At 55.5% G+C, this 26,299-nt stretch carries 20 protein-coding genes; 10 read left to right on the top strand and 10 right to left on the bottom strand.

Going from position 1 to position 26,299, the window contains the following annotated elements; genetic code table 11:
- Positions 1-4: 4 nt before the first annotated feature.
- From AC27FC_RS10465 to AC27FC_RS10455, 3 genes are all read right to left on the bottom strand, one after another.
- On the bottom strand, positions 5-1,402 hold the full coding sequence (locus AC27FC_RS10465; protein WP_033144647.1) for a glycoside-pentoside-hexuronide (GPH):cation symporter: 1,398 nt from the start codon (positions 1,400-1,402) through the stop codon (positions 5-7).
- Positions 1,403-1,566: 164 nt separating this feature from the next.
- A complete protein-coding gene (gene aroP, locus AC27FC_RS10460; protein WP_029739677.1) occupies positions 1,567-2,937 on the bottom strand; it encodes an aromatic amino acid transporter AroP in 1,371 nt (456 codons plus the stop codon).
- Positions 2,938-2,983: 46 nt separating this feature from the next.
- Entirely contained in the window at positions 2,984-3,211 is a 228-nt protein-coding gene (locus AC27FC_RS10455) for a hypothetical protein (protein ID WP_143347524.1), read from the bottom strand.
- 263 nt (positions 3,212-3,474) lie between these two features.
- Between AC27FC_RS10455 and pdhR the strand changes: the two genes are divergently transcribed.
- The 4 genes from pdhR (at position 3,475) to lpdA (ending at position 10,648) form a co-directional block, all read left to right on the top strand.
- Complete coding sequence (gene pdhR / locus AC27FC_RS10450) at positions 3,475-4,239, top strand: pyruvate dehydrogenase complex transcriptional repressor PdhR (RefSeq protein ID WP_008501960.1); 765 nt, start codon at positions 3,475-3,477, stop codon at positions 4,237-4,239.
- Positions 4,240-4,483: 244 nt separating this feature from the next.
- Positions 4,484-7,147, top strand: coding sequence for a pyruvate dehydrogenase (acetyl-transferring), homodimeric type (gene aceE, locus AC27FC_RS10445; protein ID WP_023310418.1), 2,664 nt, complete (start codon positions 4,484-4,486; stop codon positions 7,145-7,147).
- 14 nt (positions 7,148-7,161) lie between these two features.
- Entirely contained in the window at positions 7,162-9,048 is a 1,887-nt protein-coding gene (gene aceF, locus AC27FC_RS10440; RefSeq protein ID WP_196354880.1) for a pyruvate dehydrogenase complex dihydrolipoyllysine-residue acetyltransferase, read from the top strand.
- 175 nt (positions 9,049-9,223) lie between these two features.
- Positions 9,224-10,648: a dihydrolipoyl dehydrogenase gene (gene lpdA, locus AC27FC_RS10435; protein WP_003856313.1), complete on the top strand. Its 1,425-nt coding sequence runs from the start codon at positions 9,224-9,226 to the stop codon at positions 10,646-10,648.
- A 53-nt stretch (positions 10,649-10,701) separates the two neighbouring features.
- Here the strand turns inward: lpdA and AC27FC_RS10430 are convergent, their stop codons facing one another.
- The gene (locus AC27FC_RS10430) at positions 10,702-11,493 is read right to left on the bottom strand and encodes a DUF2950 family protein (protein ID WP_196354881.1); all 792 of its coding nucleotides are present in this window, start codon (positions 11,491-11,493) and stop codon (positions 10,702-10,704) included.
- 10 nt (positions 11,494-11,503) lie between these two features.
- A complete protein-coding gene (locus tag AC27FC_RS10425; RefSeq protein ID WP_196354882.1) occupies positions 11,504-13,060 on the bottom strand; it encodes a DUF3300 domain-containing protein in 1,557 nt (518 codons plus the stop codon).
- Positions 13,061-13,458: 398 nt separating this feature from the next.
- On the opposite strand from AC27FC_RS10425, the gene acnB reads away from it, so the two are divergent.
- Together acnB and yacL are read left to right on the top strand one after the other, a co-directional pair.
- Complete coding sequence (acnB, locus tag AC27FC_RS10420) at positions 13,459-16,056, top strand: bifunctional aconitate hydratase 2/2-methylisocitrate dehydratase (RefSeq protein ID WP_033144650.1); 2,598 nt, start codon at positions 13,459-13,461, stop codon at positions 16,054-16,056.
- A gap of 190 nt (positions 16,057-16,246) precedes the next feature.
- Positions 16,247-16,609: a protein YacL gene (yacL, locus tag AC27FC_RS10415; protein ID WP_023310423.1), complete on the top strand. Its 363-nt coding sequence runs from the start codon at positions 16,247-16,249 to the stop codon at positions 16,607-16,609.
- Positions 16,610-16,640: 31 nt separating this feature from the next.
- On the opposite strand, the gene speD is transcribed toward yacL, so the two are convergent.
- The 3 genes from speD to AC27FC_RS10400 form a co-directional block, all read right to left on the bottom strand.
- A complete protein-coding gene (speD, locus tag AC27FC_RS10410) occupies positions 16,641-17,435 on the bottom strand; it encodes an adenosylmethionine decarboxylase (protein WP_032649781.1) in 795 nt (264 codons plus the stop codon).
- Positions 17,436-18,305: a polyamine aminopropyltransferase gene (gene speE, locus AC27FC_RS10405; protein ID WP_193138849.1), complete on the bottom strand. Its 870-nt coding sequence runs from the start codon at positions 18,303-18,305 to the stop codon at positions 17,436-17,438.
- A gap of 116 nt (positions 18,306-18,421) precedes the next feature.
- Entirely contained in the window at positions 18,422-18,769 is a 348-nt protein-coding gene (locus AC27FC_RS10400; protein ID WP_014882582.1) for a YacC family pilotin-like protein, read from the bottom strand.
- A 145-nt stretch (positions 18,770-18,914) separates the two neighbouring features.
- Between AC27FC_RS10400 and cueO the strand changes: the two genes are divergently transcribed.
- Entirely contained in the window at positions 18,915-20,483 is a 1,569-nt protein-coding gene (gene cueO / locus AC27FC_RS10395) for a multicopper oxidase CueO (RefSeq protein WP_033144651.1), read from the top strand.
- A gap of 132 nt (positions 20,484-20,615) precedes the next feature.
- On the opposite strand, the gene AC27FC_RS10390 is transcribed toward cueO, so the two are convergent.
- On the bottom strand, positions 20,616-23,006 hold the full coding sequence (locus AC27FC_RS10390; protein ID WP_033144652.1) for a glucose/quinate/shikimate family membrane-bound PQQ-dependent dehydrogenase: 2,391 nt from the start codon (positions 23,004-23,006) through the stop codon (positions 20,616-20,618).
- A 208-nt stretch (positions 23,007-23,214) separates the two neighbouring features.
- On the opposite strand from AC27FC_RS10390, the gene hpt reads away from it, so the two are divergent.
- Positions 23,215-23,751: a hypoxanthine phosphoribosyltransferase gene (gene hpt / locus AC27FC_RS10385; protein ID WP_008501948.1), complete on the top strand. Its 537-nt coding sequence runs from the start codon at positions 23,215-23,217 to the stop codon at positions 23,749-23,751.
- 61 nt (positions 23,752-23,812) lie between these two features.
- Here hpt and can read toward each other — a convergent pair whose 3' ends face one another.
- Positions 23,813-24,475 carry a carbonate dehydratase gene (gene can, locus AC27FC_RS10380; RefSeq protein ID WP_008501947.1) on the bottom strand — a complete coding sequence of 221 codons (663 nt, stop codon included), beginning with the start codon at positions 24,473-24,475 and terminating at the stop codon, positions 23,813-23,815.
- A 107-nt stretch (positions 24,476-24,582) separates the two neighbouring features.
- Between can and AC27FC_RS10375 the strand changes: the two genes are divergently transcribed.
- Both AC27FC_RS10375 and AC27FC_RS10370 read left to right on the top strand, forming a co-directional pair.
- Positions 24,583-25,509, top strand: coding sequence for an ABC transporter ATP-binding protein (locus tag AC27FC_RS10375; RefSeq protein ID WP_032660633.1), 927 nt, complete (start codon positions 24,583-24,585; stop codon positions 25,507-25,509).
- Positions 25,506-26,276: an ABC transporter permease gene (locus tag AC27FC_RS10370; protein WP_023310428.1), complete on the top strand. Its 771-nt coding sequence runs from the start codon at positions 25,506-25,508 to the stop codon at positions 26,274-26,276. Before AC27FC_RS10375 ends, AC27FC_RS10370 begins: the two co-directional genes overlap by 4 nt.
- The last annotated feature ends 23 nt before the right edge of the window (positions 26,277-26,299 follow it).

Here is a 26,299-nt window from a genome sequence, read left to right as displayed (position 1 = left end):
TTCCTTATTTTGTCTCTGCGGCTTTGAGTTCCTGATAATCATTCAGCTCGCGGTAGTTATTGCGACGCTTTTCCAGATCGGACTGGATCTGCTTCATGGTTTCGCGGTCCACTTTCAGCAGGCGCACTACGCCAGCGGTAACTAAGTATCCAATGCCGGGAATGACGGTAAAGAGCAGCACGATCCCATTAATGGCGTCCGCGCTCTGCGCTTTTGCGCCCGCGTCATAGCCGTACCAGGAGAGCAGGAAGCCGACCATTGCCCCGGCAATCGCCAGCCCCAGCTTCAGGAAGAAGATGTTGCCGGAGAAGCTGATCCCGGTGATGCGCTTACCGGTCTTCCACTCGCCGTAGTCGTCCACGTCGGCCATCAGCGACCAGTGCAGCGGAGACGGGATCTGGTGCAGGATGTTCAGCAGGAAGTAGAGCACCACGATGGTGGCGGTGGCTTTCGGGTCGAAGAAATAAAAGGCGGTTGAGAAAATCGCCAGCACGATATTGGTCCAGAAGAAGACCTTGAGCTTACACCAGCGGTCGGTCAGCACTTTTGCCAGCACGCTGCCGAGCATCATGCCGACCACGCCCAGGCTGATAAACAGCGTGGCGAAATGGGTGCTCTGGCCCATCACCCAGGTGACGTAATACATGGTGGCTGCCATGCGGATAAAGCCCGGGCAGACGTTGCACAGGGTCAGGAGCAGAATACGTACCCACTGGTCGTTCTTCCACACGTCTTTCAGATCGTTTTTCAGCTCGTCGTTGGTCTGTACCGCCGGGCGCACGCGCTCGCGCACGGTGGCGAAGCAGAACAGGAACATGCAGGTTCCAATCAGCGCCAGAACGGTCATCGCCATTTGATAGCCTTTGGCTTTGTTATCCCCGCCAAACCAGTCGGCCATCGGCAGCAGCGTTAATGAGAGCAGCAGCGTGGCGATGCCGACCAGCACGAAGCGATACGACTGGCAGGCCACGCGCTCTTTTGGATCGTTGGTGATCACCCCGCCCAGCGAGCAGTAGGGAATGTTGATGGCCGTATAGGTTAAAGAGAGCAGGAAGTAGGTGACAAACGCATAGATAACTTTGCTGTTATAGCTCCACTCCGGCGTGGTGAACATCAGAATGCTGAACAGCGCGTAGGGGAAAGCGATCCACAGCAGCCATGGACGAAACCGACCATATTTGCTGCGGGTACGGTCAGCAATCGCGCCCATGATCGGGTCCGTTACGGCGTCAATCACCCGTACGGAAAGCAGCAGCACGCCAACCAGCGCAGGGGCGAGGCCAAAAATATCCGTATAAAAATAGTTAACAAACAGCATGATGGCGCCGAAGATGATGTTGCATCCCGCGTCTCCCATCCCATAGCCGATCTTTTCTTTTACTGACAGTGTGTTGTTATCCATCGACAGCTCTCCGGTTTACGGTATGGAGAGAATTATTTGCTGGCAAAGGAATATATGCGTTGCAGTATCAGGGCGGTGATATGGATAAATGCGCTGTGGGCGTGAAAGTGTGAGGGAGGTAACAACGCGCGGCACCCGCAAAAGCAGGCGCCGCGGAGAGAGGCTTAGTGTGCTTTCATGGCATTACGGCTTTTCTGGCTGAAGAGATAGCCCACGCCAAGGATCGCAATCCAGACCGGGATCAGGTAGACGGAAATCGCCATACCCGGCGTGATCAGCATGATCACCAGCACGGCCGCCATGAACACCAGGCACACCCAGTTGCCCAGCGGATAGAGCAGGGCAGGGAAGCGGGTGGTGACGCCCTGCTGCTGCTTGGCGCGGCGAAACTTCATGTGCGCCAGGCTGATCATCGCCCAGTTGATGACCAGGGCAGAGACCACCAGTGCCATCAGCAGGCCAAACGCCGATTCCGGCGCCATGTAGTTAATGAGCACGCACAGCGCGGTCACAACCGCCGAAACCAGAATTGTGTTTACCGGCACGCCGCGTTTATCGACGTTGAGCAGCGCTTTAGGCGCGTTGCCCTGCTGGGCCAGGCCGAACAGCATGCGGCTGTTGCAGTATACGCAGCTGTTGTAAACGGAGAGCGCTGCTGTCAGAACAACCACGTTGAGTGCGTTTGCTACAAAGGTATCGCCCAGCTCGTGGAAGATCAGCACAAACGGGCTGGTGTCGGCGGTCACGCGCGTCCACGGCAGCAGGGAGAGCAGCACGGCCAGCGAGCCCACATAGAAGATCAGAATGCGGTAGATAACCTGGTTAGTGGCTTTTGGAATGCTCTGCTCCGGGTTGTCGGCTTCAGCGGCGGTGATGCCCACCAGCTCGAGTCCGCCGAAGGAGAACATGATGATGGCCATCATCATCACCAGGCCCGTCATGCCGTGAGGCAGGAAGCCGCCCTGTTCCCAGAGGTTGCGCACGGTTGCCTGCGGGCCGCCGTTGCCGCTGAACAGCAGCCAGCCGCCGAAGATGATCATCGCCACAACGGCAATGACCTTGATGATAGCGAACCAGAACTCCATCTCACCGAACACTTTTACGTTGGTCAGGTTAATGGCGTTAATAATGACGAAGAAAGCCGCTGCGGAGGCCCAGGTTGGGATCTCGGGATACCAGAACTGAATGTATTTCCCGACGGCGGTAAGCTCGGCCATGGCAACCAGAACGTACAGCACCCAGTAGTTCCAGCCCGAGGCGAAACCGGCAAAGCTGCCCCAGTATTTATAGGCAAAGTGGCTGAAGGAGCCTGCGACCGGCTCTTCAACGACCATTTCACCCAGCTGGCGCATAATCAGAAAGGCAATAAAGCCGGCAATCGCGTAACCCAAAATAATGCCGGGACCGGCTGACTGGATAACGGATGCGCTGCCCAGAAACAGGCCGGTACCAATCGCACCGCCCAGTGCGATGAGCTGTATATGGCGGTTTTTAAGCCCGCGCTTTAGCTGATCGCCGTGCTGTTGAGCTTCCATTTGAAACCTCGTGTGTGGTTGTTATGTTCACGCTGTGCGTGTGTAATTATGAAAATCCATATTCTGTATTTATTTCTTTACGGTTAACGAGACCGAAAAAAGCGGACATGACTTCCGTAAGCGCAAGAATAGTGGTAAGCGCCTGCGAATGCACCTGCTTTATGAAGGGGTGATGACGACTTGAATAAAAAGAAAGCATTTGTAAATCGGCCCGCTCATTCTTCCTAACCCAACCTATAGAATAGAAATGCTCCATAAGTGGGCGAATTTTCATTATTTGCCTTGTTGAATCGCTTCAGATTGCAAAAACCCTCGTTTCATTATGGTTAAAACTCCCTCTTAAGGAGTAATCAACTCATTTGTGCAAAGTTACATTTCTGAAACGTTATTTCTGTAAGGTTGTTAAAATGTGCAGGGTTTACTGATTTCAATCAAAACCAATATGGACAGAAGGTGAATACTTTGTTACTTTAGCGATACGAAATAGAAATTGGTAAGACCAATTGACTCCGGGCAAAAAGGCGTAAGACAGGGAATATGGCCTACAGCAAAATTCGCCAACCAAAACTATCTGATGTGATTGAGCAGCAGCTGGAGTTTTTAATCCTCGAAGGGACTCTGCGCCCGGGTGAGAAACTTCCGCCAGAACGCGAGCTGGCAAAACAGTTCGACGTTTCACGTCCCTCTCTGCGTGAGGCGATTCAACGTCTCGAAGCAAAGGGCTTGCTGCTTCGTCGCCAGGGCGGCGGAACCTTTGTGCAAAACAGCCTGTGGCAGAGCTTCAGCGATCCGCTGGTAGAACTTCTCTCTGACCACCCAGAATCCCAGTTTGACCTGCTTGAGACCCGTCACGCGCTTGAAGGTATTGCGGCCTATTACGCCGCCCTTCGCAGCACTGATGAAGATCGCGTGCGTATCCGCGAACTGCATCAGGCCATTGAACGGGCACAGCAGTCCGGCGATCTAGACGCCGAGTCCAGCGCCGTCGTCCAGTATCAAATCGCCGTCACCGAAGCGGCCCACAACGTGGTGCTCCTCCATCTGCTACGCTGCATGGAGCCGATGCTGGCCCAGAACGTTCGTCAGAATTTTGAATTGTTGTATGCCCGTCGGGACATGCTCCCACTGGTAAGCAACCATCGCACCCGAGTATTCGAGGCGATAATGGCCGGGGAACCGGAGCAGGCGCGCGAAGCGTCGCACCGACATCTGGCTTTCATTGAGGAAATCTTGCTGGACCGCAGCCGTGAACAATCGCGTCGCGAACGTTCATTACGCCGCATACAGCAACGAAAGGATTAAGCGCCAGGTACTTTTAGAGCGCGGCAACTAAACGCAGAACCTGTCTTATTGTGCTTTTGGTTGTTCAAATAGTTCGGGTTATATCGCGGCGGCAAGCGCGCGAATCCCCGGGAGCATAGCGAACTATGTGACCGGGGTGAGAAAGCGCAGCCAACAAAGAGATAACCCGAAATATTAAGAACAAAGAGCACAATGGGACAGGTTCCAGACAAATCAACGTATTAGATAGATAAGGAATACCCCCATGTCAGAACGTCTCCAAAATGACGTGGATCCGATCGAAACTCGCGACTGGCTACAGGCGATCGAATCGGTCATCCGTGAAGAAGGTGTTGAGCGCGCTCAGTATCTGATTGATCAGCTGCTTTCTGAAGCCCGCAAAGGCGGTGTGAAGGTTGCTTCAGGTGCAGGGGCTAGCAACTACGTAAACACGATTGCCGTCGAAGACGAACCGGAATACCCGGGCAATCTGGATCTGGAACGTCGTATCCGTTCTGCAATCCGCTGGAACGCCATCATGACCGTTCTGCGCGCATCCAAGAAAGACCTGGAACTGGGTGGCCACATGGCGTCCTTCCAGTCTTCTGCGACCGTTTACGAAGTGTGCTTCAACCACTTCTTCCGTGCAGCGAACGAGAAAGACGGCGGCGATCTGGTGTACTTCCAGGGCCACATCTCTCCGGGCATCTATGCACGTGCATTCCTGGAAGGTCGTCTGACTGAAGAGCAGATGAACAACTTCCGTCAGGAAGTACACGGTAAAGGTCTGTCTTCTTACCCGCACCCTAAACTGATGCCTGAATTCTGGCAGTTCCCGACCGTATCTATGGGTCTGGGCCCAATCGGTGCGATCTATCAGGCTAAATTCCTGAAATACCTGGAACACCGTGGTCTGAAAGACACTTCTGAGCAGACCGTTTACGCCTTCCTGGGCGACGGCGAAATGGATGAGCCAGAATCCAAAGGTGCGATCACCATCGCAACCCGTGAGAAGCTGGACAACCTGTGCTTCATCATCAACTGTAACCTGCAGCGTCTGGATGGTCCGGTAACCGGTAACGGCAAGATCATCAACGAACTGGAAGGCATCTTCGCAGGTGCTGGCTGGAACGTGATCAAAGTCATGTGGGGCGGTCGTTGGGATGAGCTGCTGCGTAAAGACACCAGCGGTAAACTGATCCAGCTGATGAACGAAACCGTTGACGGTGACTACCAGACCTTCAAATCCAAAGACGGTGCCTACGTTCGTGAGCACTTCTTCGGCAAATACCCTGAAACCGCAGCACTGGTTGCAGACTGGACTGATGAGCAGATCTGGGCTCTGAACCGCGGTGGTCACGATCCGAAGAAAGTCTACGCTGCACTGAAAAAAGCGCGCGAAACCAAAGGTAAAGCGACTGTAATCCTGGCCCATACCATCAAAGGTTACGGCATGGGTGATACCGCAGAAGGTAAAAACATCGCTCACCAGGTTAAGAAAATGAACATGGACGGCGTGCGTTATATCCGCGACCGTTTCAACGTTCCAGTGACCGATGAGCAGGTAGAAAACCTGTCTTACATCACCTTCCCGGAAGGTTCTGAAGAGCACAAGTACCTGCACGAACGTCGTCAGGCGCTGAAAGGCTACCTGCCAGCTCGTCAGCCTAACTTCACCGAGAAGCTGGAACTGCCAGCGCTGGAAGACTTCTCTCAGCTGCTGGAAGAGCAGAACAAAGAGATCTCCACCACTATCGCTTTCGTTCGTGCCCTGAACGTGATGCTGAAGAACAAGTCGATCAAAGATCGTCTGGTTCCAATCATCGCTGACGAAGCGCGTACTTTCGGTATGGAAGGTCTGTTCCGTCAGATCGGTATCTACAGCCCGAACGGCCAGCAGTACACCCCGCAGGACCGTGAGCAGGTTGCATACTACAAAGAAGACGAGAAAGGTCAGATCCTGCAGGAAGGTATCAACGAGCTGGGCGCAGGCGCATCCTGGCTGGCTGCTGCGACTTCTTACAGCACCAACAACCTGCCGATGATCCCGTTCTACATCTACTACTCCATGTTCGGGTTCCAGCGTATCGGTGACCTGTGCTGGCAGGCAGGCGACCAGCAGGCTCGCGGCTTCCTGGTAGGCGGTACCTCCGGTCGTACGACTCTGAACGGTGAAGGTCTGCAGCACGAAGATGGCCACAGCCACATTCAGTCTCTGACTATCCCTAACTGTATCTCTTACGACCCGTCTTACGCGTACGAAGTGGCAGTCATCATGCATGACGGTCTGCAGCGCATGTACGGTGAAGCGCAAGAGAACATTTACTACTACATCACCACCCTGAACGAAAACTACCACATGCCGGCAATGCCAGCAGGTGCCGAGGAAGGTATCCGTAAAGGTATCTACAAACTCGAAACCATCGAAGGTAGCAAAGGTAAAGTTCAGCTGCTGGGCTCCGGCTCTATCCTGCGTCACGTACGTGAAGCAGCGCAGATCCTGGCGAAAGACTACGGCGTGGGTTCCGACGTGTACTCTGTGACCTCCTTCACTGAACTGGCGCGTGATGGCCAGGATTGTGAGCGCTGGAACATGCTGCACCCACTGGAAACTCCACGCGTTCCGTACATCGCTCAGGTGATGAACGACGCGCCAGCGGTGGCGTCTACTGACTATATGAAACTGTTCGCTGAGCAGGTTCGTACTTACGTTCCAGCTGATGATTATCGCGTTCTGGGTACTGACGGCTTCGGTCGTTCTGACAGCCGCGAAAACCTGCGTCACCACTTCGAAGTTGATGCTTCTTACGTGGTTGTAGCAGCACTGGGCGAACTGGCTAAACGTGGCGAAATCGATAAGAAAGTGGTTGCGGACGCAATCACCAAATTCAACATCGATGCAGAAAAAGTTAACCCGCGTCTGGCGTAAGAGGTAAAAGAATAATGGCTATCGAAATCAATGTACCGGACATCGGGGCTGATGAAGTTGAAATCACCGAGATCCTGGTCAAAGTAGGCGACAAAGTTGAAGCTGAACAGTCGCTGATCACCGTAGAAGGCGACAAAGCCTCTATGGAAGTCCCGTCTCCTCAGGCTGGCATCGTTAAAGAGATCAAAGTCTCTGTTGGCGATAAAACCGAGACTGGCAAACTGATCATGATTTTCGATTCCGCCGACGGTGCAGCAGCTGCTGCACCTGCGCAGGAAGAGAAGAAAGCCGCTCCGGCCGCCGCTGCTCCAGCAGCTGCCGCGAGCGCGAAAGAAGTGAACGTGCCTGACATCGGCGGTGACGAAGTTGAAGTCACTGAAATCCTGGTGAAAGTGGGCGACACCGTTGCGGCTGAGCAGTCACTGATCACCGTAGAAGGCGACAAAGCCTCTATGGAAGTGCCGGCTCCGTTCGCGGGTACCGTTAAAGAGATCAAGATCAACACCGGCGACAAAGTGTCTACCGGCTCCCTGATCATGGTCTTCGAAGTGGCGGGTGCTGCAGCGCCTGCGCAGGCCGCTGCTCCGGCTCCGGCTGCTGCACCAGCAGCTGCTGGCGGCGCGAAAGATGTTAACGTACCGGACATCGGCGGTGACGAAGTTGAAGTGACCGAAGTGATGGTGAAAGTGGGCGACAAAGTTGCCGCTGAACAGTCACTGATCACCGTTGAAGGCGACAAAGCTTCTATGGAAGTGCCTGCGCCGTTCGCGGGTACCGTTAAAGAGATCAAGATCAGCACCGGCGACAAAGTGTCTACCGGCTCTCTGATCATGGTCTTCGAAGTGGAAGGCGCTGCGCCTGCCGCAGCTCCGGCTGCCGCGGCTGCTCCAGCACCGGCTGCTGCACCGGCTCAGGCTGCTAAACCCGCCGCTGCCCCTGCTGCTAAAGCAGAAAAATCTGAGTTCGCTGAAAACGACGCTTACGTCCACGCTACCCCGCTGATTCGTCGCCTGGCGCGCGAATTCGGTGTGAACCTGGCGAAAGTGAAAGGAACCGGCCGTAAGGGTCGTATCCTGCGCGAAGACGTTCAGACCTACGTGAAAGACGCGGTGAAACGCGCCGAAGCTGCACCAGCTGCAGCCGCTGGCGGCGGTATACCGGGCATGCTGCCATGGCCGAAAGTGGACTTCAGCAAGTTCGGCGAAATCGAAGAAGTGGAGCTGGGCCGTATCCAGAAAATCTCTGGTGCTAACCTGAGCCGTAACTGGGTGATGATCCCGCATGTTACGCACTTCGACAAAACCGATATCACCGATCTGGAAGCGTTCCGTAAACAGCAGAACGCTGAAGCTGAGAAGCGCAAACTGGACGTGAAATTCACCCCAGTGGTCTTCATCATGAAAGCCGTTGCCGCTGCCCTTGAGCAGATGCCACGCTTCAACAGCTCCCTGTCCGAAGACGGCCAGAAGCTGACGCTGAAGAAATACATCAACATCGGTGTTGCGGTTGATACGCCAAATGGTCTGGTTGTTCCGGTCTTCAAAGACGTGAACAAGAAGAGCATCACTGAGCTGTCCCGTGAACTGACCGTGATCTCCAAGAAAGCGCGTGATGGTAAGCTGACTGCCGGCGAAATGCAGGGCGGCTGCTTCACTATCTCCAGCATCGGCGGCCTGGGTACCACCCACTTCGCGCCGATCGTTAACGCGCCGGAAGTGGCTATCCTCGGTGTGTCCAAGTCCGCGATGGAGCCGGTGTGGAATGGCAAAGAGTTCGTGCCGCGTCTGATGATGCCAATCTCTCTGTCCTTCGACCACCGCGTGATCGACGGTGCTGATGGTGCGCGCTTCATCACCATCATCAACAACATGCTGAGCGACATTCGCCGCCTGGTGATGTAATCGAAAAGCCGGCCAGTCGGCCGGCTTTTTTCTGATAATCTCATGGTGTTTGTGAGGTTATTGGCGAAAGCGACAATTCGTGAGCCGTTTGTTGTTTCAAAATTGTTAACAATTTTGTAAACTGCGGGCGGATAGAACGACCCGGTGGACGACGGGTATAAATTAAGAGGTCATGATGAGCACAGAAATCAAAACTCAGGTCGTAGTACTTGGGGCAGGCCCGGCAGGTTACTCCGCAGCATTCCGTGCAGCGGATTTAGGTCTGGAAACCGTCATCGTAGAACGTTACAGCACCCTCGGCGGTGTTTGTCTGAACGTCGGCTGTATCCCTTCTAAAGCGCTGCTGCACGTAGCGAAAGTTATCGAAGAAGCCAAAGCGCTGGCTGAACACGGTATCGTCTTCGGCGAGCCGAAAACCGATATCGACAAAATTCGTACCTGGAAAGAGAAAGTTATCACTCAGCTGACCGGCGGTCTGGCGGGTATGGCCAAAGGCCGTAAAGTGAAAGTGGTAAACGGTCTGGGTAAATTCACCGGTGCGAACACCCTGGAAGTGGAAGGCGAAAACGGCAAAACCGTGATCAACTTCGACAACGCGATCATCGCGGCAGGCTCTCGCCCAATCGAACTGCCATTCATTCCGCATGAAGATCCACGCGTGTGGGATTCCACCGATGCGCTGGAGCTGAAAACCGTTCCTAAGCGTCTGCTGGTCATGGGCGGCGGTATCATCGGTCTGGAAATGGGTACCGTGTACCATGCGCTGGGTTCAGAGATCGACGTGGTTGAAATGTTCGACCAGGTTATCCCGGCTGCCGACAAAGACATCGTTAAAGTCTTCACCAAACGCATCAGCAAGAAATTCAACCTGATGCTGGAAACCAAAGTGACTGCCGTTGAAGCGAAAGAAGACGGTATTTACGTTTCCATGGAAGGCAAAAAAGCCCCATCCGAACCACAGCGTTACGACGCCGTGCTGGTGGCTATCGGCCGTGTGCCGAACGGTAAAAACCTCGACGCGGGCAAAGCTGGCGTGGAAGTGGATGACCGTGGCTTTATCCGCGTTGACAAACAGCTGCGTACTAACGTGCCGCACATCTTTGCTATCGGCGATATCGTCGGTCAGCCAATGCTGGCGCACAAAGGTGTTCACGAAGGTCACGTTGCCGCTGAAGTTATCGCCGGCATGAAGCACTACTTCGATCCGAAAGTCATTCCATCTATCGCGTACACCGAGCCAGAAGTGGCATGGGTGGGTCTGACTGAGAAAGAAGCGAAAGAGAAAGGCATCAGCTACGAAACCGCCACCTTCCCGTGGGCTGCTTCTGGCCGTGCTATCGCTTCCGACTGCGCAGACGGTATGACCAAACTGATCTTCGACAAAGAGACTCACCGCGTCATCGGTGGTGCGATTGTCGGTACCAACGGCGGCGAGCTGCTGGGTGAAATCGGTCTGGCTATCGAAATGGGCTGTGACGCTGAAGACATCGCGCTGACCATCCACGCTCACCCGACTCTGCACGAGTCCGTGGGCCTGGCGGCAGAAGTGTTTGAAGGCAGCATCACCGACCTGCCAAACGCGAAAGCGAAGAAGAAATAAGTTTCTTCAGATGAAAAAAAGCGGCCTGAGGCCGCTTTTTTTATGCAATGCGTTCAGGGGGCCACTGGCTGCCAGGTTTTATCAGGGCTATAGGCGGCTAGCGCCCGGGCTTTCTGCTCTGAATCGCTGCCGAGATCGGACTGATACACCTTGTCGTCCTGGTTTATCACAAAGCTCATTACACCCGTCTGACCGTAGCTGACCGGCCAGGCCACCATCGCGAAACCGTGATTGTCCGGCAGGATGCGGAAGCGATAGCCGTGATAGCCGGTACCTGGCTCTTTCGGGCTAAATGCCGGGCCGAGCGGGCTGGGCGCTTCGCCGGGCGAGGCTGGCCAGTACAAACCGTCTTTTTTGCCTTTCGAGCTGACAATCTTCTGCGCGTATTTCTGGTTCATCGCAAAATAGCTTTGCTGCGCATCAACATAGGCATGTAAGGCTTCAATGGCGGCGAGCTCGTTACGCCCGATTTCGCGGGTCAGGATCTCTTCTGCCCCTTCTTTGATGTCGAACTGCCAGCCTGCAGAGGTTTTGATCACCGGGATGGGAAGCTGCCAGCCGCTGTCTCCGACAACCAGGTGTGCCGTATCTCCTTCGACAACCGTGGTATGACGGACGATCCAGTCGCGCAGGAAGCGATCGACAGCATCCGGATCAACGCCCTCAGGCGGCAGAAAATCGCGCCAGTTCTCTCCAAGCAGGTTGGTCATCGCGCTCTCGTTTTGCTCACTGATGGCTTTGGTCAGCGCATCGGTTGCCCGAGCGGGTGTGCTAAAAGACTGCTGCGCCATCACCGAGGCCGAAAGCATGAATAACACCATTCCGCTGAGTAGTTTACGTTTCATGTCGGTTCCCTTAGCGATGTCGAATTTCACGGCGTTCAGCACGTCCACCAAACGCCTGACGTGGCTGCTGCTGGCGCGCAGCGAGCTGTCTGCTTTGCGCACCGCGCTGCTGCTGCGCCTGCCAGTTCGCCGAGCGGCTGTCGTTACCGCTCAGCGCATTGGCCCGCGGCTGGCTGCTTCGCTGCTGGAGCGTGCGTTGCTGCGCGGGCTGCGAAGCCCGCTTCTCTTGTCTCTGCGCGGTGGTCTGGCGGTTTTCTCGCTGCTGCGCGGTGCTCCGCTTCGCCGTCTGCGGTTTGGTGTCGTAGCCGCGGTAGTTATTGCGCTGTGAAATCTGCTTCAGCTGTTCACCTGAGGCCTGACGCTGCACGTCTTTCGTTCCGGTGCGCGCCGTTTGGGGGAAGGTTTTGCCCGTGGATTTCTCCATCTGGCTCAGCGCGGCCTGACGCTGGCTATCGCGATTTACCGGTTTTTGCTGCGCTGAGCTGAGCCCTGTGGCCGCGTTGGTGGCGTGGAAGCGAGTGTTGAGCTGGTTAGTCGGGTAGGGCACGCCTTCCCGATAGGCCGGGTTGTGCTGCCAGGTGCGGTTGGCGTCCGTCAGGCGCTGTCCGCTGATTTTATTGAAGTTCTCAACGTTGATATTGATATTGTTATCACTGTTGCGGTTATAGCCGCCGTGATTATCCCAGTCGCCATGGTGATGATCCCAGTCATCGTCATCATCCCAGTCGATGTTGCTGAAGATGGCATAGGTTGTGGCGACGCCCAGGCTGAAGCCTAAACCGTTTACGAAGCTGTTGCCAAACTGCTCCCCGGGTGTAGGCGGGAGATAGGTGGGCGGATAGGCGGTATTTGGCCAGGTCCCGTAAACCGTATTGGGGTTATAGGTCGGGACGTAAACAACCTGCGGATCGGCAGATTCAATTTTGATTACCGTTGGAGCGGGCGCGGACGTCGTGGCTGTTGTTGCGTCGGTGGCGCTGGTTTTCGCTGGCGCCGGTTTTGTCACGGTGGTGACCGTCTGCTGGGGCGTGGATTGTAAAGCGCCGGTCTTCTGCGCCAGCGCGCGCAGGCGCTGAACGGAATCCATCACGTCCTTCGGCTGCGCGAGAAACGCATCACCCAGATTTTGTACCCACGGCGGGTTTTCACCCATCAGGGACATAAGCTGAGGAAACGCGACCAGCGATTTTACGCTGGGATCCCAGGGCTGGCTGGCAACGGCCTGAATCGCGGCGTCCCCTTCCATTTTAGGGTTGTCTTTGGACCACTGCGCCGCCTGGATCACGTTGGCCGGATAGGTCGACGCCATTAAAATTTGCGACAGCAGGGCATCCGGGTAGAGCGCGATGGGAGCAACCCATTGATCGATTTGCGCGGCAGTGTAGGCTGGCGCGACAGCAGGGGCGGGCTGGGCTGCGGCAGGCGCTGGTGCAGCCGGTTGTTGTGCGACGGGAGCCGGCGCTGCGGGCTCCGTGGCGCGGCCTTTGACAAACATGACGCCCGAGGCGGCAAACAGCCCGGCACTGCACACAAGGACGAGCAGATGTGGCTTAAAGGGCAACTTCATAAATGACTCCAACGAGACAAGCGCTGTGCCGTGAGGCGTTACGGTTGGCGTGAGTATTATTCACCCGTCTTTTACTGTTTTGACTTTTATTGGGAAGCGTCCGGGACGTCCGGATAAAGAGTGTGAGTATTTATTACACAATTATATCTGATGAAGAAAAAACTGAAGCGTCACGGTGCAGAAGATATCGCAAAAAGATGCCCTGAATCCCCGCTACACCATGCTTAACGATTCAGCAAATTTTTTAATGTTGCTTTTTTGTAAACGGATTAACACTGTGCAGAAATCCTGCTATGCTGCCCGACGCGGTATCGGGCATTTACCCTACAAACTGCTGTCTCACAGGAGCGTGAAGAGAACGCCCGCCGCATATGACAATGAGAGCGAGGAGAACCGTCGTGCTAGAAGAATACCGTAAGCACGTAGCAGAACGTGCCGCCGAGGGAATTGTACCCAAACCTTTAGATGCAACCCAAATGGCCGCGCTCGTCGAGCTGCTGAAGAACCCGCCTAAGGGCGAAGAAGAATTCCTGTTAGATCTGCTGATCAACCGCGTACCGCCTGGCGTAGATGAAGCTGCCTACGTAAAAGCCGGATTCCTTGCTGCTATCGCCAAAGGCGAAGCCACCTCCCCACTGGTTACTCCTGAAAAAGCCATTGAACTGCTCGGCACCATGCAGGGTGGTTACAACATTCATCCGCTGATTGACGCGCTGGATAACGACAAGCTGGCACCGATTGCCGCTAAAGCGCTCTCGTCCACGCTGCTGATGTTCGATAACTTCTACGACGTAGAAGAAAAAGCCAAAGCAGGCAACGTCTATGCGAAGCAGGTGATGCAGTCCTGGGCTGATGCCGAATGGTTCCTGAACCGCCCAGCGCTGGCTGAAAAAATCACCGTTACCGTCTTTAAAGTGACCGGTGAAACCAACACCGATGACCTCTCTCCGGCACCGGACGCGTGGTCTCGCCCGGATATCCCTCTGCACGCCCTGGCGATGCTGAAAAACGCCCGTGAAGGTATTGAGCCGGATCAGCCGGGCAGCGTCGGCCCGATCAAACAGATCGAAGCCCTGCAGAAAAAAGGGTTCCCGCTGGCCTATGTGGGTGACGTTGTGGGTACCGGTTCTTCCCGTAAGTCCGCAACCAACTCCGTGCTGTGGTTCATGGGCGACGACATTCCGCACGTGCCGAACAAGCGCGGCGGCGGCCTGTGCCTCGGCGGCAAAATTGCGCCAATCTTCTTCAACACCATGGAAGATGCGGGCGCCCTGCCGATCGAAGTGGACGTTTCTAACCTGAACATGGGCGACGTGATTGACGTTTACCCGTACAAAGGCGAAGTGCGCAACCACGAGACCAACGAGCTGCTGGCAAGCTTCGAGCTGAAAACCGACGTGCTGATCGACGAAGTGCGCGCCGGTGGCCGTATCCCGCTGATCATTGGTCGTGGTCTGACTACCAAAGCGCGTGAAGCGCTGGGTCTGCCGCACTCTGACGTTTTCCGTCAGGCGAAAGACGTTGCTGAAAGCAACCGCGGTTATTCTCTGGCACAGAAAATGGTGGGGCGCGCGTGCGGCGTAGCCGGTATTCGTCCTGGCGCGTACTGCGAGCCTAAGATGACCTCCGTGGGCTCTCAGGACACCACTGGCCCAATGACCCGTGACGAACTGAAAGACCTGGCGTGCCTGGGCTTCTCTTCTGATCTGGTGATGCAGTCCTTCTGCCACACGGCGGCCTATCCGAAGCCGGTTGACGTGACCACGCACCACACGCTGCCAGACTTCATCATGAACCGCGGCGGCGTTTCCCTGCGTCCGGGTGACGGCGTAATCCACTCCTGGCTGAACCGCATGCTGCTGCCGGATACCGTCGGTACCGGCGGTGACTCCCATACCCGTTTCCCAATCGGTATCTCCTTCCCGGCGGGCTCCGGTCTGGTGGCGTTTGCTGCTGCGACTGGCGTGATGCCGCTGGATATGCCGGAATCGGTGCTGGTGCGCTTCAAAGGTAAAATGCAGCCGGGTATTACCCTGCGCGACCTGGTTCACGCGATCCCGCTGTATGCGATTAAACAGGGCCTGCTGACCGTTGAGAAGAAAGGGAAGAAAAACATCTTCTCTGGCCGCATTCTGGAAATTGAAGGTCTGCCGGATCTGAAAGTGGAGCAGGCGTTCGAGCTGACCGATGCTTCCGCCGAGCGCTCTGCGGCTGGCTGTACCATCAAGCTGAACAAAGAGCCGATTATCGAGTATCTGACCTCCAACATCGTACTGCTGAAGTGGATGATTGCAGAAGGCTACGGCGACCGTCGTACGCTGGAGCGTCGTATCCAGGGCATGGAAAAATGGCTGGCCGATCCGCAGCTGCTGGAAGCCGATGCTGACGCAGAGTACGCGGCGGTGATCGACATCGATCTGGCGGATATCAAAGAGCCAATCCTGTGTGCGCCGAACGATCCTGACGACGCGCGTCCGCTGTCTGAGGTTCAGGGCGAGAAGATCGACGAAGTGTTCATCGGATCCTGTATGACCAACATCGGTCACTTCCGTGCTGCCGGTAAGCTGCTGGATACCCACAAAGGCCAGCTGCCAACCCGTCTGTGGGTAGCGCCGCCAACCCGTATGGACGCGGCTCAGCTGACCGAAGAGGGCTACTACAGCGTGTTTGGTAAGAGCGGGGCGCGTATCGAAATCCCTGGCTGTTCCCTGTGTATGGGCAACCAGGCGCGCGTAGCCGACGGTGCGACGGTGGTTTCCACCTCTACCCGTAACTTCCCGAACCGTTTAGGTACCGGTGCGAACGTCTTCCTGGCCTCTGCGGAGCTGGCGGCGGTTGCGGCGCTGATTGGCAAACTGCCAACGCCGGAAGAGTACCAGACCTTTGTGGCTCAGGTGGATAAGACCGCGGTGGATACCTATCGCTATCTGAACTTCGACCAGCTTTCTCAGTACACCGAGAAGGCCGACGGGGTTATCTTCCAGACGGCGGTATAAACAGCAAAACCGTCTCCATGAGACGGTTTTTAGTGTTTGCACCCTCTCCCGTGGGAGAGGGACGGGGTGAGGGCATCAGGCCGCAGGGTCTTGCTCTCACCTTTTTATTTTCATTCCTCCCACCTCTCCCGCTTTTTTTCTTCCTCGCTGCTGCGATAATTACCTTAATGGCTTTGCAGAGGAAAACACTATGGATTACGAATTTCTGCGCGACATCACCGGAGTGGTGAAAGTGCGTATGTCGATGGGCCACGAAGCCGTTGGACACTGGTTTAACGAAGAGGTGAAAGAAAATCTCGCACTTCTTGATGAGGTTGAACAGGCGGCAAATACGGTGAAAGGCAGTGAACGATCCTGGCAGCGCGCCGGGCATGAATATACGCTGTGGATGGACGGTGAAGAGGTCATGGTGCGTGCCAACCAGCTCGAGTTTTCAGGTGACGAGATGGAAGAGGGGATGAGCTACTATGACGAAGAAAGCCTGTCGATGTGCGGCGTAGAGGACTTCCTTCAGGTGGTAAATGCCTACCGCGACTTTATGAAACAGAAATAACAGCCCGGAGCATCCCTGCTCCGGCTTGCTCTTACACGGCCGGAATATTGCGGCCGTAGTAAATCTCGCGCATCTCTTTCCAGAGCAGGTCAGTAATCGCCTTACGCTCTTCTTCGCTCAAATCTTCCGGCTTCGTGTGGAACATATAGTGCTTAAGGTCGAATTCCTTAAGTAACATCTTGGTATGGAAGATATTTTCCTGATACACGTTCACGTCCATCATGTCGTACAGCGATTTCATGTCCTCGGACATAAAGTTCTGGATGGAGTTGATCTCGTGGTCGATGAAATGCTTCATACCGTTGATATCGCGGGTAAAACCACGCACGCGATAATCAATGGTGACGATGTCCGATTCCAGCTGGTGGATTAAATAGTTCAGCGCGTTCAGCGGTGAAATCACGCCGCAGGTCGACACTTCAATATCGGCGCGGAACGTGCACAGCCCGCCTTCCGGGTGACTCTCCGGGTAGGTGTGCACGCAGATATGGCTTTTATCCAGGTGGGCCACGACCACTTCCGGCAGCGGGCCCGGATGTTCAGTTTTGTCGATAAGCTTCGGGTCGACCGGCTCTTCGCTGACCAGAATAGTCACGCTGGCGCCCTGAGGTTCATAATCCTGTCGGGCGATGTTCAGGATGTTTGCGCCAATAATGGAACAGGTTTCTGACAGGATCTCGGTCAGACGGTTGGCGTTGTAGAGTTCGTCGATATAGGCGATGTAACCATCGCGTTCTTCCGCTGTTTTGGCATAGCAGATATCGTAAATACAAAAACTCAGGCTTTTCGTCAGGTTGTTAAAGCCATGCAGTTTAAGCTTTTTCAATTAGCTCACCCCCTTAGTGGATAATGCGTCTTGCAGGTACTGCGGCAGAGCAAACGCTGCGGTATGGATAGCCGGATTGTAGTATTGGCACTGAAGACCGGCCTGATGGAAGCGGGCCTGAATAATTTCGGTGGAGAGATGGCGTAATACGTCGTTATCCGTCGCCCAGGCAAAGGTCATGATCCCGCCGTAGTACGTCGGAATGGCCGCCTGATAGAAGCTGACGTCATCGAAATAGGTGCTTAGCTTACGATGGCTGTCGAGCGCTTCATCCTGCTGCAGGAAGCAGACGCCATTTTGTGCGACGAAGATCCCGCCCGGGTTCAGGCAGCGCTTGCAGCCTTCGTAGAAGGAGGAGGTAAACAGCGACGCGCCGGGGCCGATTGGGTCGGTGCAGTCGGAGATAATGACGTCAAAGGTCTGCGAGGTCTGGTTAACAAAGTTAACGCCGTCGTCAATCACCAGGCTAAAGCGCGGATCGTCATAGCTACCGGCATTGTGGTTGGGCAGATACTGGCGGCAGAAAGAGACGACGCCCGCATCGATTTCCACCATGGTGATGGTTTCAATGGAACGATGGCGGGACACTTCACGCAGCATTGCGCCGTCGCCGCCGCCGATAATCAGGACATGCTTCGCGTGTCCGTGCGCCAGCAGCGGAACGTGGGTCATCATTTCGTGATAGATAAACTCGTCGCGCTCGGTGGTTTGCACGACGCCGTCCAGCGCCATGACGCGGCCAAAGGCGGCGTTTTCGAAGATAATGAGATCCTGGTGATCGGTTTTCTCATGATAGAGCACGTTATCAACGGCAAAGTACTGACCAAACTGGTCATGCAATGTTTCATGCCACAACGTGTGGTCGGCCATACGCGGACTCCTCCTTTGTTAACATCCGTTACGCTCACAAAAAATGAGCGAAACATGATAGCTAACTATAACCGTGGTTGCACGGCTATAGGTTCAACAGGGGGGCGTCGGGAAGGTTATTTGACGTAGGCGAGCAGGCTGAGTGAGTCGCGAGCCAGCGCTTTACATTTTTTGGCAGTGGGAATACCAATACCGCTCAAGTCACGGTAGCTGTCTTCGCCGAGCGCCTTCATGTCGAAGCTGTCGTAGTTGCTGAGATCCCACTGGTTTTGCTGGGCAAAAAAGACCAGCGCGCGGCGAATCTGCCCGTTGGGTAAATTCTGGTAGCCACAATCATTTTTCAGGAATACAAAAACCGCCGTTAAATCGGCCATATCTTCCGCTTCATTTTCACTTAGCGCATAGCTGTTCGCACACATTGCCATCAGGCTTCCGAACAAAATTGTCCTGAAAAACGTCTTCATTGCTTCTACCACTTCTTCACGGAAAATTAACGTTAGCATACTTGATGCCGGTGCGACGATCTTTATTATTGCCGCTTTACTTGACCTTCCGGTAAGGGGAGGGTTTATGCTCAAAAGATCGCCTGCTGGAAATAAGGAAATGAACATGCAACGTCGTGATTTTTTAAAATATTCCGCTGTGCTGGGGGCTGCCAGCGCATTACCTCTCTGGAGCCGCGCGGTTTTAGCGGCCGACAGGCCTGCCTTACCCATTCCTGACTTACTGACCGCTGACGCCCGCAGCCGTATCCAGCTTGTGGTTCAGGCCGGTAAAACGACGTTCGGCGAGCACAACGCCACGACGTGGGGCTATAACGGCAATTTGCTCGGTCCGGCGCTTCAGCTACGTAAAGGGAAAGCGGTGACGGTGGATATCCACAACACGCTCGCCGAAGAGACGACGCTGCACTGGCACGGGCTGGAAGTGCCGGGCGAGGTGGACGGCGGGCCGCAGGGCATCATCAAAGCGGGCGGTACGCGCAGCGTGACCTTTACGCCCGATCAGCGCGCGGCGACCTGCTGGTTCCATCCGCATCAGCATGGCAAAACGGGCCATCAGGTGGCGATGGGGCTGGCGGGGCTGGTGCTGATTGAAGACGACGAAAGCCGCCTGCTGCGCCTGCCGAAACAGTGGGGCATTGACGACGTACCGGTGATTGTGCAGGACAAGAAATTCAACGCTGACGGGCAAATTGACTATCAGCTGGACGTGATGAGCGCGGCGGTAGGCTGGTTTGGCGACACGTTGCTGACCAACGGAGCCATTTACCCTCAGCATGCCGCGCCGAAAGGCTGGCTGCGCCTGCGCCTGCTCAACGGCTGTAACGCGCGCTCGCTGAATTTCGCCGCCAGCGATAAACGCCCGCTGTATGTGGTCGCCAGCGACGGCGGGCTGCTGCCGGAGCCGGTGAAGGTGAGCGAGCTGCCGATGCTCATGGGCGAACGCTTTGAGGTGCTGGTGGATATCAGCGACGGCAAGCCGTTTGACCTCGTAACCCTGCCGGTGAGCCAGATGGGGATGGCGGTCGCACCGTTTGATAAGCCGCATCCGGTGCTGCGTATTCAGCCGCTGCTGGTGGCCGCATCCGGCACGCTGCCTGATACGCTAACCACCCTGCCAGCCCTCCCGTCGCTGGAGGGGCTTACGCAGCGCAAGCTGCAGCTCTCCATGAACCCGATGCTCGATATGATGGGCATGCAGGCGCTGATGGCGAAATATGGCGATAAGGCGATGGCGGGGATGCAGCACGGCCAGATGATGGGCCACATGAATATGGACCACGGCAAAATGGGCGGCATGGGGAATATGAATCACGGCGACCATGGCTTTGATTTCCACAACGCCAACATGATCAACGGCAAAGCGTTCGACATGAACACGCCGATGTTTGCAGCGACAAAAGGTCAGCTCGAGCGCTGGGTGATTTCAGGCGAAGGGGATATGATGCTGCATCCGTTCCATATCCACGGCACACAGTTCCGCATTCTCACAGAAAACGGTAAAGCGCCGGATGCGCATCGCGCGGGCTGGAAAGATACGGTGAGAGTGGAGGGCGGCGTCAGCGAGGTGCTGGTGAAGTTTGACCATGAGGCGCCGAAAGAGTTTGCCTATATGGCGCACTGCCACCTGCTGGAGCATGAAGATACGGGGATGATGCTCGGCTTTACCGTATAAAAAAAGCCGGGTGGCGGCTTCACCTTACCCGGCCTGGATTTCGCAGGTGCGGCCTGATGCCCTCACCCTGACCCTCTCCCACAGGGAGAGGGAACAAACACAAAAACGGCAACCGAAGTTGCCGTTTTGCTTTTATTTGCCTTCGTCAGGCAACGCATACGCGACGATATAGTCGCCCATCTTCGTGCCAAACGAACCGTGACCACCCGCTGAGATGACAACGTACTGCTTGCCATTCACTTCATAGGTCATCGGCGTGGCCTGTCCACCCGCCGGCAGACGGCCCTGCCACAGTTTTTCACCGTTGGTCATGTTGTACGCGCGCAGGTAGTTATCTGCGGTTGCCGCGATGAACAGCACGTTACCGGCGGTGGAGATTGGGCCACCCAGCATTGGCATACCCATATTGAACGGCACCGGAACAGGCATCGGGAACGGCATGCTGTCCTGTGGCGTACCAATACGTTTTTTCCATACGATCTGGTTAGTTTTCAGATCCAGACCGGAGATATAACCCCAGGCAGGCTGTTTACACGGCAGACCAAACGGCGACAGGAACGGGTTCAGCGTTACGCCAAACGGTACGCCGTACTGCGGCTGAATGCCGGCTTCGGTACCGCTGCCTTTCGCGTCTTTCGGCTGCTCCATTGGGTTGCCCGGACCGCGTGGGATCAGGCGGGAAACGAACGGCAGCGCCATCGGGTTGGCAATCGCCACCTGACGGTTAGGGTCAACGGAGATCCCGCCCCACTCGAACATCCCCAGGTTACCCGGGAAGACCAGCGTGCCCTGCTCAGAAGGCGGCGTGAAGATGCCTTCATAGCGCAGCTGGTGGAACATCACGCGGCACACCAGCTGGTCAAACATGGTGGCGCCCCACATGTCCGCACCGCTGAGGTCTTTCTTCGGACGGAAGCTCAGGTCAGAGAACGGCTGGGTTTTGCTGACGTAATCGCCTTTCGCCGCGCCCTGCGGAACCGGTTTTTCCGGTGCTGGCACAACCAGCTTACCGTTGCTGCGATCCAGCACGAAGATGTTGCCCGTCTTGGCCGGCGCGTAAATCACCGGAACGGTTTTGCCATCAACGGTAATGTCCGCCAGCGTCGGCTGGGACGGCATATCCATATCCCACAGATCGTGGTGAACGGTCTGGTAGCTCCATGCCAACTTGCCGGTGGTCGCGTTCAGCGCCACGATAGCGCTCGCATAACGCTCCTGCTCCGGCGTGCGGTTACCGCCCCAGATATCTGGCGTGGTCACACCCATTGGCAGATAGACAAGGTCCAGCTTCGCGTCATACGCCGCGGGTGCCCAGGAGTTTGGCGAGTTAAAGGTAAAGGTGTGCTCGTCCGACGGGATCGCGTTGGGATCTTTCGCGCCCGGGTCGAAGGCCCACAGCAGTTTACCGGTGTTCACGTCGAAACCACGGATTACGCCGGAGGTTTCACGCGTGGAGAAGTTATCCGTTACCGAACCGGCAATCACGATAGTTTTATCGGTGATGATTGGCGGTGAGGTTGGCTCATACAGACCCGGCGTGGTGTCCGGCATGTTGGTCTGCAGGTTCAGGATCCCTTTGTTGGCAAAGGTTTCACACAGCTTGCCCGTTTCGGCATTGATGGCGAACAGACGGCCATCGTTCACCGGCAGCATGATGCGGCGAGGACAGTCGGCAATGACTTCCGGGCTCGCATTATCGGCACGCGCTTCGTGGTAAGAGACGCCGCGGCAGGTGACGTGCTGGAAGGACGGGTTGGAATTCAGCTGCGGATCGAAGTGCCATTTCTCTTTACCGGTGGCCGCGTCGAGCGCGAACAGACGCTGGTGCGCCGTACACAGGTAGAGCATATTGCCGACTTTAATCGGCGTGACTTCGTTGGTCAGTTCACCCGGATCGTTCGGCATCTTCAGATCGCCGGTACGGAATACCCAGGCTTCCTTCAGGTTTTTAACGTTGTCCGCGTTGATCTGCTTCAGCGGGGAGTAACGTTGACCTTCCTGGTTACGACCATACGCTGGCCAGTCGCCGTCAGCGACCTGGGAGATAGCTGCCGCAGGCGTGGATTCCGCGTTCAGCGTACCGTTGATTTCCTGCGGGTCATTAAAGCCGGCCCAGGTCAGAATGCCGCCGGTAATCAGCAGGGCAACAACCAGGCCCGCCACAGCACCGCTGGAAGGCACAATCAGGCGACGCCAGACGAACGGCAGGATCAGCCAGATACCGAAGAAGACCAGGATGTCGCTGCGCGGCGTCAGTGCCCAGAAGTCAAAACCAACTTCCCAGACGCCCCAGATCATGGTGGCAAGGAGGAGGGCGGCATACAGCCACAGTGCAGATTGTTTTCTACGCAACAGCAGGACGGTTACGCCAACCATAACCAGACCCGCAATCGGGTAGTACCAGGAGCCGCCTAAAGCGACCAGCCAGACGCCACCGATTAACAGATACAGCGCGCAGAAGGCTGCGAATGCGGCTGTTAATGTCACCAGTAGACGCGGCTGTTTAGAGTTTGTTTCAGCCATAGAAAGTGTACTCGTCAGTTTTTGTTAATAATTTGCTAGCAACTAATTATAGGTATTAACAAGTGTGATCGGAATCACAATATTTGCTTTTTATAACTCATACGCCAGGCTTATCCATTTGCTGATATAATGGCTGGCTTGCGTATCAGTGCTGGATATTAACTCATCCGTATTGAGAGATTTTCACTAAAATCATTTGGTTAGTAATATGAAACATACTGTTGAAGTGATGATCCCGGAAGCCGAGATCAAAGCGCGTATCGCCGAACTGGGTCGTCAAATCACCGAACATTACAAGGACAGCGGCAGCGAAATGGTGCTGGTCGGTCTGTTGCGCGGCTCTTTCATGTTCATGGCAGACCTGTGCCGTGAGGTGCATGTGCCCCATGAGGTCGATTTTATGACCGCCTCCAGCTACGGCAGCGGCATGTCCACTACCCGTGATGTGAAAATCCTGAAAGATCTGGATGAAGATATTCGTGGCAAAGATGTGTTGATCGTTGAGGACATCATCGACTCCGGCAACACGCTGTCAAAAGTGCGCGAGATCCTGAGCCTGCGCGAGCCAAAATCTCTGGCGATTTGTACGCTGCTGGACAAACCCGACCGTCGTGAAGTGCAGGTGCCGGTAGAGTTCGTGGGCTTCTCGATTCCTGACGAATTCGTCGTCGGTTACGGCATTGACTACGCGCAGCGCTATCGTCATCTGCCGTATGTTGGGAAAGTAGTATTGCTGGACGAGTAATCGAGGGCTGATGCCCTCACCCCGGCCCTCTCCTACAGGGAGAGGGAGAAAATCCCGGGCTTTATTTATGATTTACATGCTTAAGCTGAAGGTTGGCAATCCCCGAACGGTAACGCTGCTCCAGCGTTTCGCGGTTGGTGGCGGTCACTTCCAGATTGCGCAGCAGGCCATCGTGAATCCCGTACGCCCAGCCGTGGATAGAGACCTTCTGCCCGCGTTTCCACGCTGATTGCATGATCGTTGAGTGGCCCAGGTTATACACCTGCTCCATCACGTTGAGTTCGCAAAGGGTATCCATGCGACGCTCCTGCGGCATTTCGCCCAGCAGTGAGCTATGTTTGAACCAGATATCGCGGATGTGCAGTAGCCAGTTATCAATGAGCCCCAGTTCCGTGTTTTCAACCGCCGCCTGCACGCCGCCGCAGCCATAATGGCCGCAAATGATGATGTGCTCGACTTGCAGAACGTCCACGGCATACTGAACAACAGAAAGACAGTTGAGATCGGTGTGAATCACGAGATTGGCGACATTGCGGTGAACAAACAGTTCACCGGGCTCAAGGCCGGTCAGGCGCTCCGCCGGTACGCGGCTGTCGGAACATCCAATCCAGAGAAAGCGTGGGTTCTGAGCCTGCGCGAGTTTTCCAAAAAATCCGGGGTCTTCCTCCACCAGCATTTTTGACCATAGTGCATTGTTGCTGATGAGTGTATCTATGTTGTTCATGGAGGTTAGCGACCTGTAACCGAGTTATTGCGTTGCGCTACTATAGGGTAACCCGACTTTTAATGAAACCACACAACGTGTGTAAGAACTGAAGGTAAGTTAATTTCATGGCAATTGCACTGGAGCTTGAGCAGCTTAAAAAAACCTATCCGGGTGGCGTTCAGGCGCTACGCGGAATAGATCTGAAAGTAGAGGCCGGCGATTTTTACGCGCTTCTGGGGCCGAACGGGGCCGGGAAATCGACCACCATTGGGATTATCAGCTCGCTGGTCAATAAAACGTCCGGCCGGGTGAGCGTCTTTGGGTACGACCTGCAAAAAGACGTGGTGAACGCCAAGCGCCAGCTGGGGCTGGTTCCGCAGGAGTTCAACTTCAACCCGTTCGAGACGGTGCAGCAAATTGTCGTTAACCAGGCGGGCTATTACGGCGTTGAGCGTAAAGAGGCCCTCGAGCGTAGCGAAAAATACCTTAAGCAGCTCGATCTGTGGGAAAAGCGTAACGAACGCGCGCGCATGTTGTCCGGCGGGATGAAGCGCCGCCTGATGATTGCCCGTGCGCTGATGCACGAGCCAAAGCTGCTGATCCTCGATGAACCGACAGCGGGTGTTGATATCGAACTTCGTCGCTCCATGTGGGGCTTCCTGAAAGATCTCAACGACAAAGGCACCACCATTATTCTGACCACCCACTACCTTGAAGAGGCTGAAATGCTGTGCCGCAATATCGGCATCATTCAGAACGGCGAGCTGGTGGAGAACACCTCGATGAAGAATCTGCTCTCCAAGCTGAAATCCGAAACCTTCATTCTCGATCTGGCGGCGAAAAGCGCGCTGCCAAAACTTGAAGGCTACAACTATCGTCTGGTGGATACCTCGACGCTGGAAGTGGAAGTGCTGCGCGAGCAGGGGATTAACAGCGTGTTCTCGCAGCTGAGCGCGCAGGGGATTCAGGTCTTAAGTATGCGTAACAAAGCGAACCGACTGGAAGAGCTGTTTGTCTCTCTGGTACATGACAAACAAGGAGACAAGGCATGACGCATCTTTACTGGGTCGCGCTGAAAAGTATCTGGGCGAAAGAGATCAACCGCTTTATGCGTATCTGGGTGCAAACTCTGGTGCCGCCAGTCATCACGATGACGCTCTATTTCATCATCTTCGGTAACCTGATTGGCTCCCGGATTGGTGAGATGCACGGCTTTACCTATATGCAGTTTATCGTGCCGGGCCTGATCATGATGGCGGTGATCACTAACGCCTACGCCAACGTGGCGTCGTCGTTTTTTAGCGCAAAGTTCCAGCGCAATATTGAAGAGCTGCTGGTCGCACCGGTGCCGACGCACGTCATTATCGCGGGCTATGTTGGCGGCGGCGTGGCGCGCGGGCTGTGCGTGGGGATCCTGGTCACGGCGATTTCGCTGTTCTTCGTGCCGTTCCAGGTCCACTCGTGGCTGTTTGTCGCGCTGACGCTGCTTCTGACGGCGATCCTCTTCTCGCTGGCCGGTCTGCTGAACGCCGTGTTCGCCAAAACGTTTGACGACATCAGCCTGATCCCGACCTTCGTGCTGACGCCGCTGACCTATCTCGGCGGGGTGTTCTACTCCCTGACGCTGCTGCCACCGTTCTGGCAGGCGCTGTCGCACCTGAACCCGATTGTCTACATGATCAGCGGGTTCCGCTTTGGCTTCCTCGGCATCACCGATGTGCCGCTGTTTACCACGGTGGCGGTGCTGGTGGTGTTCATCATCGCCTTCTACCTGCTCTGCTGGTCGCTGATCCAGCGCGGACGCGGGCTGCGCAGCTAATCTTTTGCCCGGCGACGCTCTGT

The organism is Enterobacter sp. C3_dUdeg, assembly GCF_057536195.1.
Note: the sequence above shows the minus strand (reverse complement) of the source record. Positions and strands in the feature narration are given on the sequence as shown.

Excerpts from the sequence above, each read along its gene's own strand:
- AC27FC_RS10425 (WP_196354882.1), bottom strand. The coding sequence starts at position 13,060 with ATGAAGTTGCCCTTTAAGCCACATCTGCTCGTCCTTGTGTGCAGTGCC.
- aroP (WP_029739677.1), bottom strand. The coding sequence starts at position 2,937 with ATGGAAGCTCAACAGCACGGCGATCAGCTAAAGCGCGGGCTTAAAAAC.
- AC27FC_RS10375 (WP_032660633.1), top strand. The coding sequence starts at position 24,583 with ATGGCAATTGCACTGGAGCTTGAGCAGCTTAAAAAAACCTATCCGGGT.
- can (WP_008501947.1), bottom strand. The coding sequence starts at position 24,475 with ATGAACAACATAGATACACTCATCAGCAACAATGCACTATGGTCAAAA.
- hpt (WP_008501948.1), top strand. The coding sequence starts at position 23,215 with ATGAAACATACTGTTGAAGTGATGATCCCGGAAGCCGAGATCAAAGCG.
- aceE (WP_023310418.1), top strand. The coding sequence starts at position 4,484 with ATGTCAGAACGTCTCCAAAATGACGTGGATCCGATCGAAACTCGCGAC.
- aceF (WP_196354880.1), top strand. The coding sequence starts at position 7,162 with ATGGCTATCGAAATCAATGTACCGGACATCGGGGCTGATGAAGTTGAA.
- AC27FC_RS10455 (WP_143347524.1), bottom strand. The coding sequence starts at position 3,211 with ATGAAAATTCGCCCACTTATGGAGCATTTCTATTCTATAGGTTGGGTT.
- yacL (WP_023310423.1), top strand. The coding sequence starts at position 16,247 with ATGGATTACGAATTTCTGCGCGACATCACCGGAGTGGTGAAAGTGCGT.
- AC27FC_RS10400 (WP_014882582.1), bottom strand. The coding sequence starts at position 18,769 with ATGAAGACGTTTTTCAGGACAATTTTGTTCGGAAGCCTGATGGCAATG.
- cueO (WP_033144651.1), top strand. The coding sequence starts at position 18,915 with ATGCAACGTCGTGATTTTTTAAAATATTCCGCTGTGCTGGGGGCTGCC.
- AC27FC_RS10430 (WP_196354881.1), bottom strand. The coding sequence starts at position 11,493 with ATGAAACGTAAACTACTCAGCGGAATGGTGTTATTCATGCTTTCGGCC.
- lpdA (WP_003856313.1), top strand. The coding sequence starts at position 9,224 with ATGAGCACAGAAATCAAAACTCAGGTCGTAGTACTTGGGGCAGGCCCG.
- AC27FC_RS10370 (WP_023310428.1), top strand. The coding sequence starts at position 25,506 with ATGACGCATCTTTACTGGGTCGCGCTGAAAAGTATCTGGGCGAAAGAG.
- speE (WP_193138849.1), bottom strand. The coding sequence starts at position 18,305 with ATGGCCGACCACACGTTGTGGCATGAAACATTGCATGACCAGTTTGGT.
- pdhR (WP_008501960.1), top strand. The coding sequence starts at position 3,475 with ATGGCCTACAGCAAAATTCGCCAACCAAAACTATCTGATGTGATTGAG.
- AC27FC_RS10390 (WP_033144652.1), bottom strand. The coding sequence starts at position 23,006 with ATGGCTGAAACAAACTCTAAACAGCCGCGTCTACTGGTGACATTAACA.
- AC27FC_RS10465 (WP_033144647.1), bottom strand. The coding sequence starts at position 1,402 with ATGGATAACAACACACTGTCAGTAAAAGAAAAGATCGGCTATGGGATG.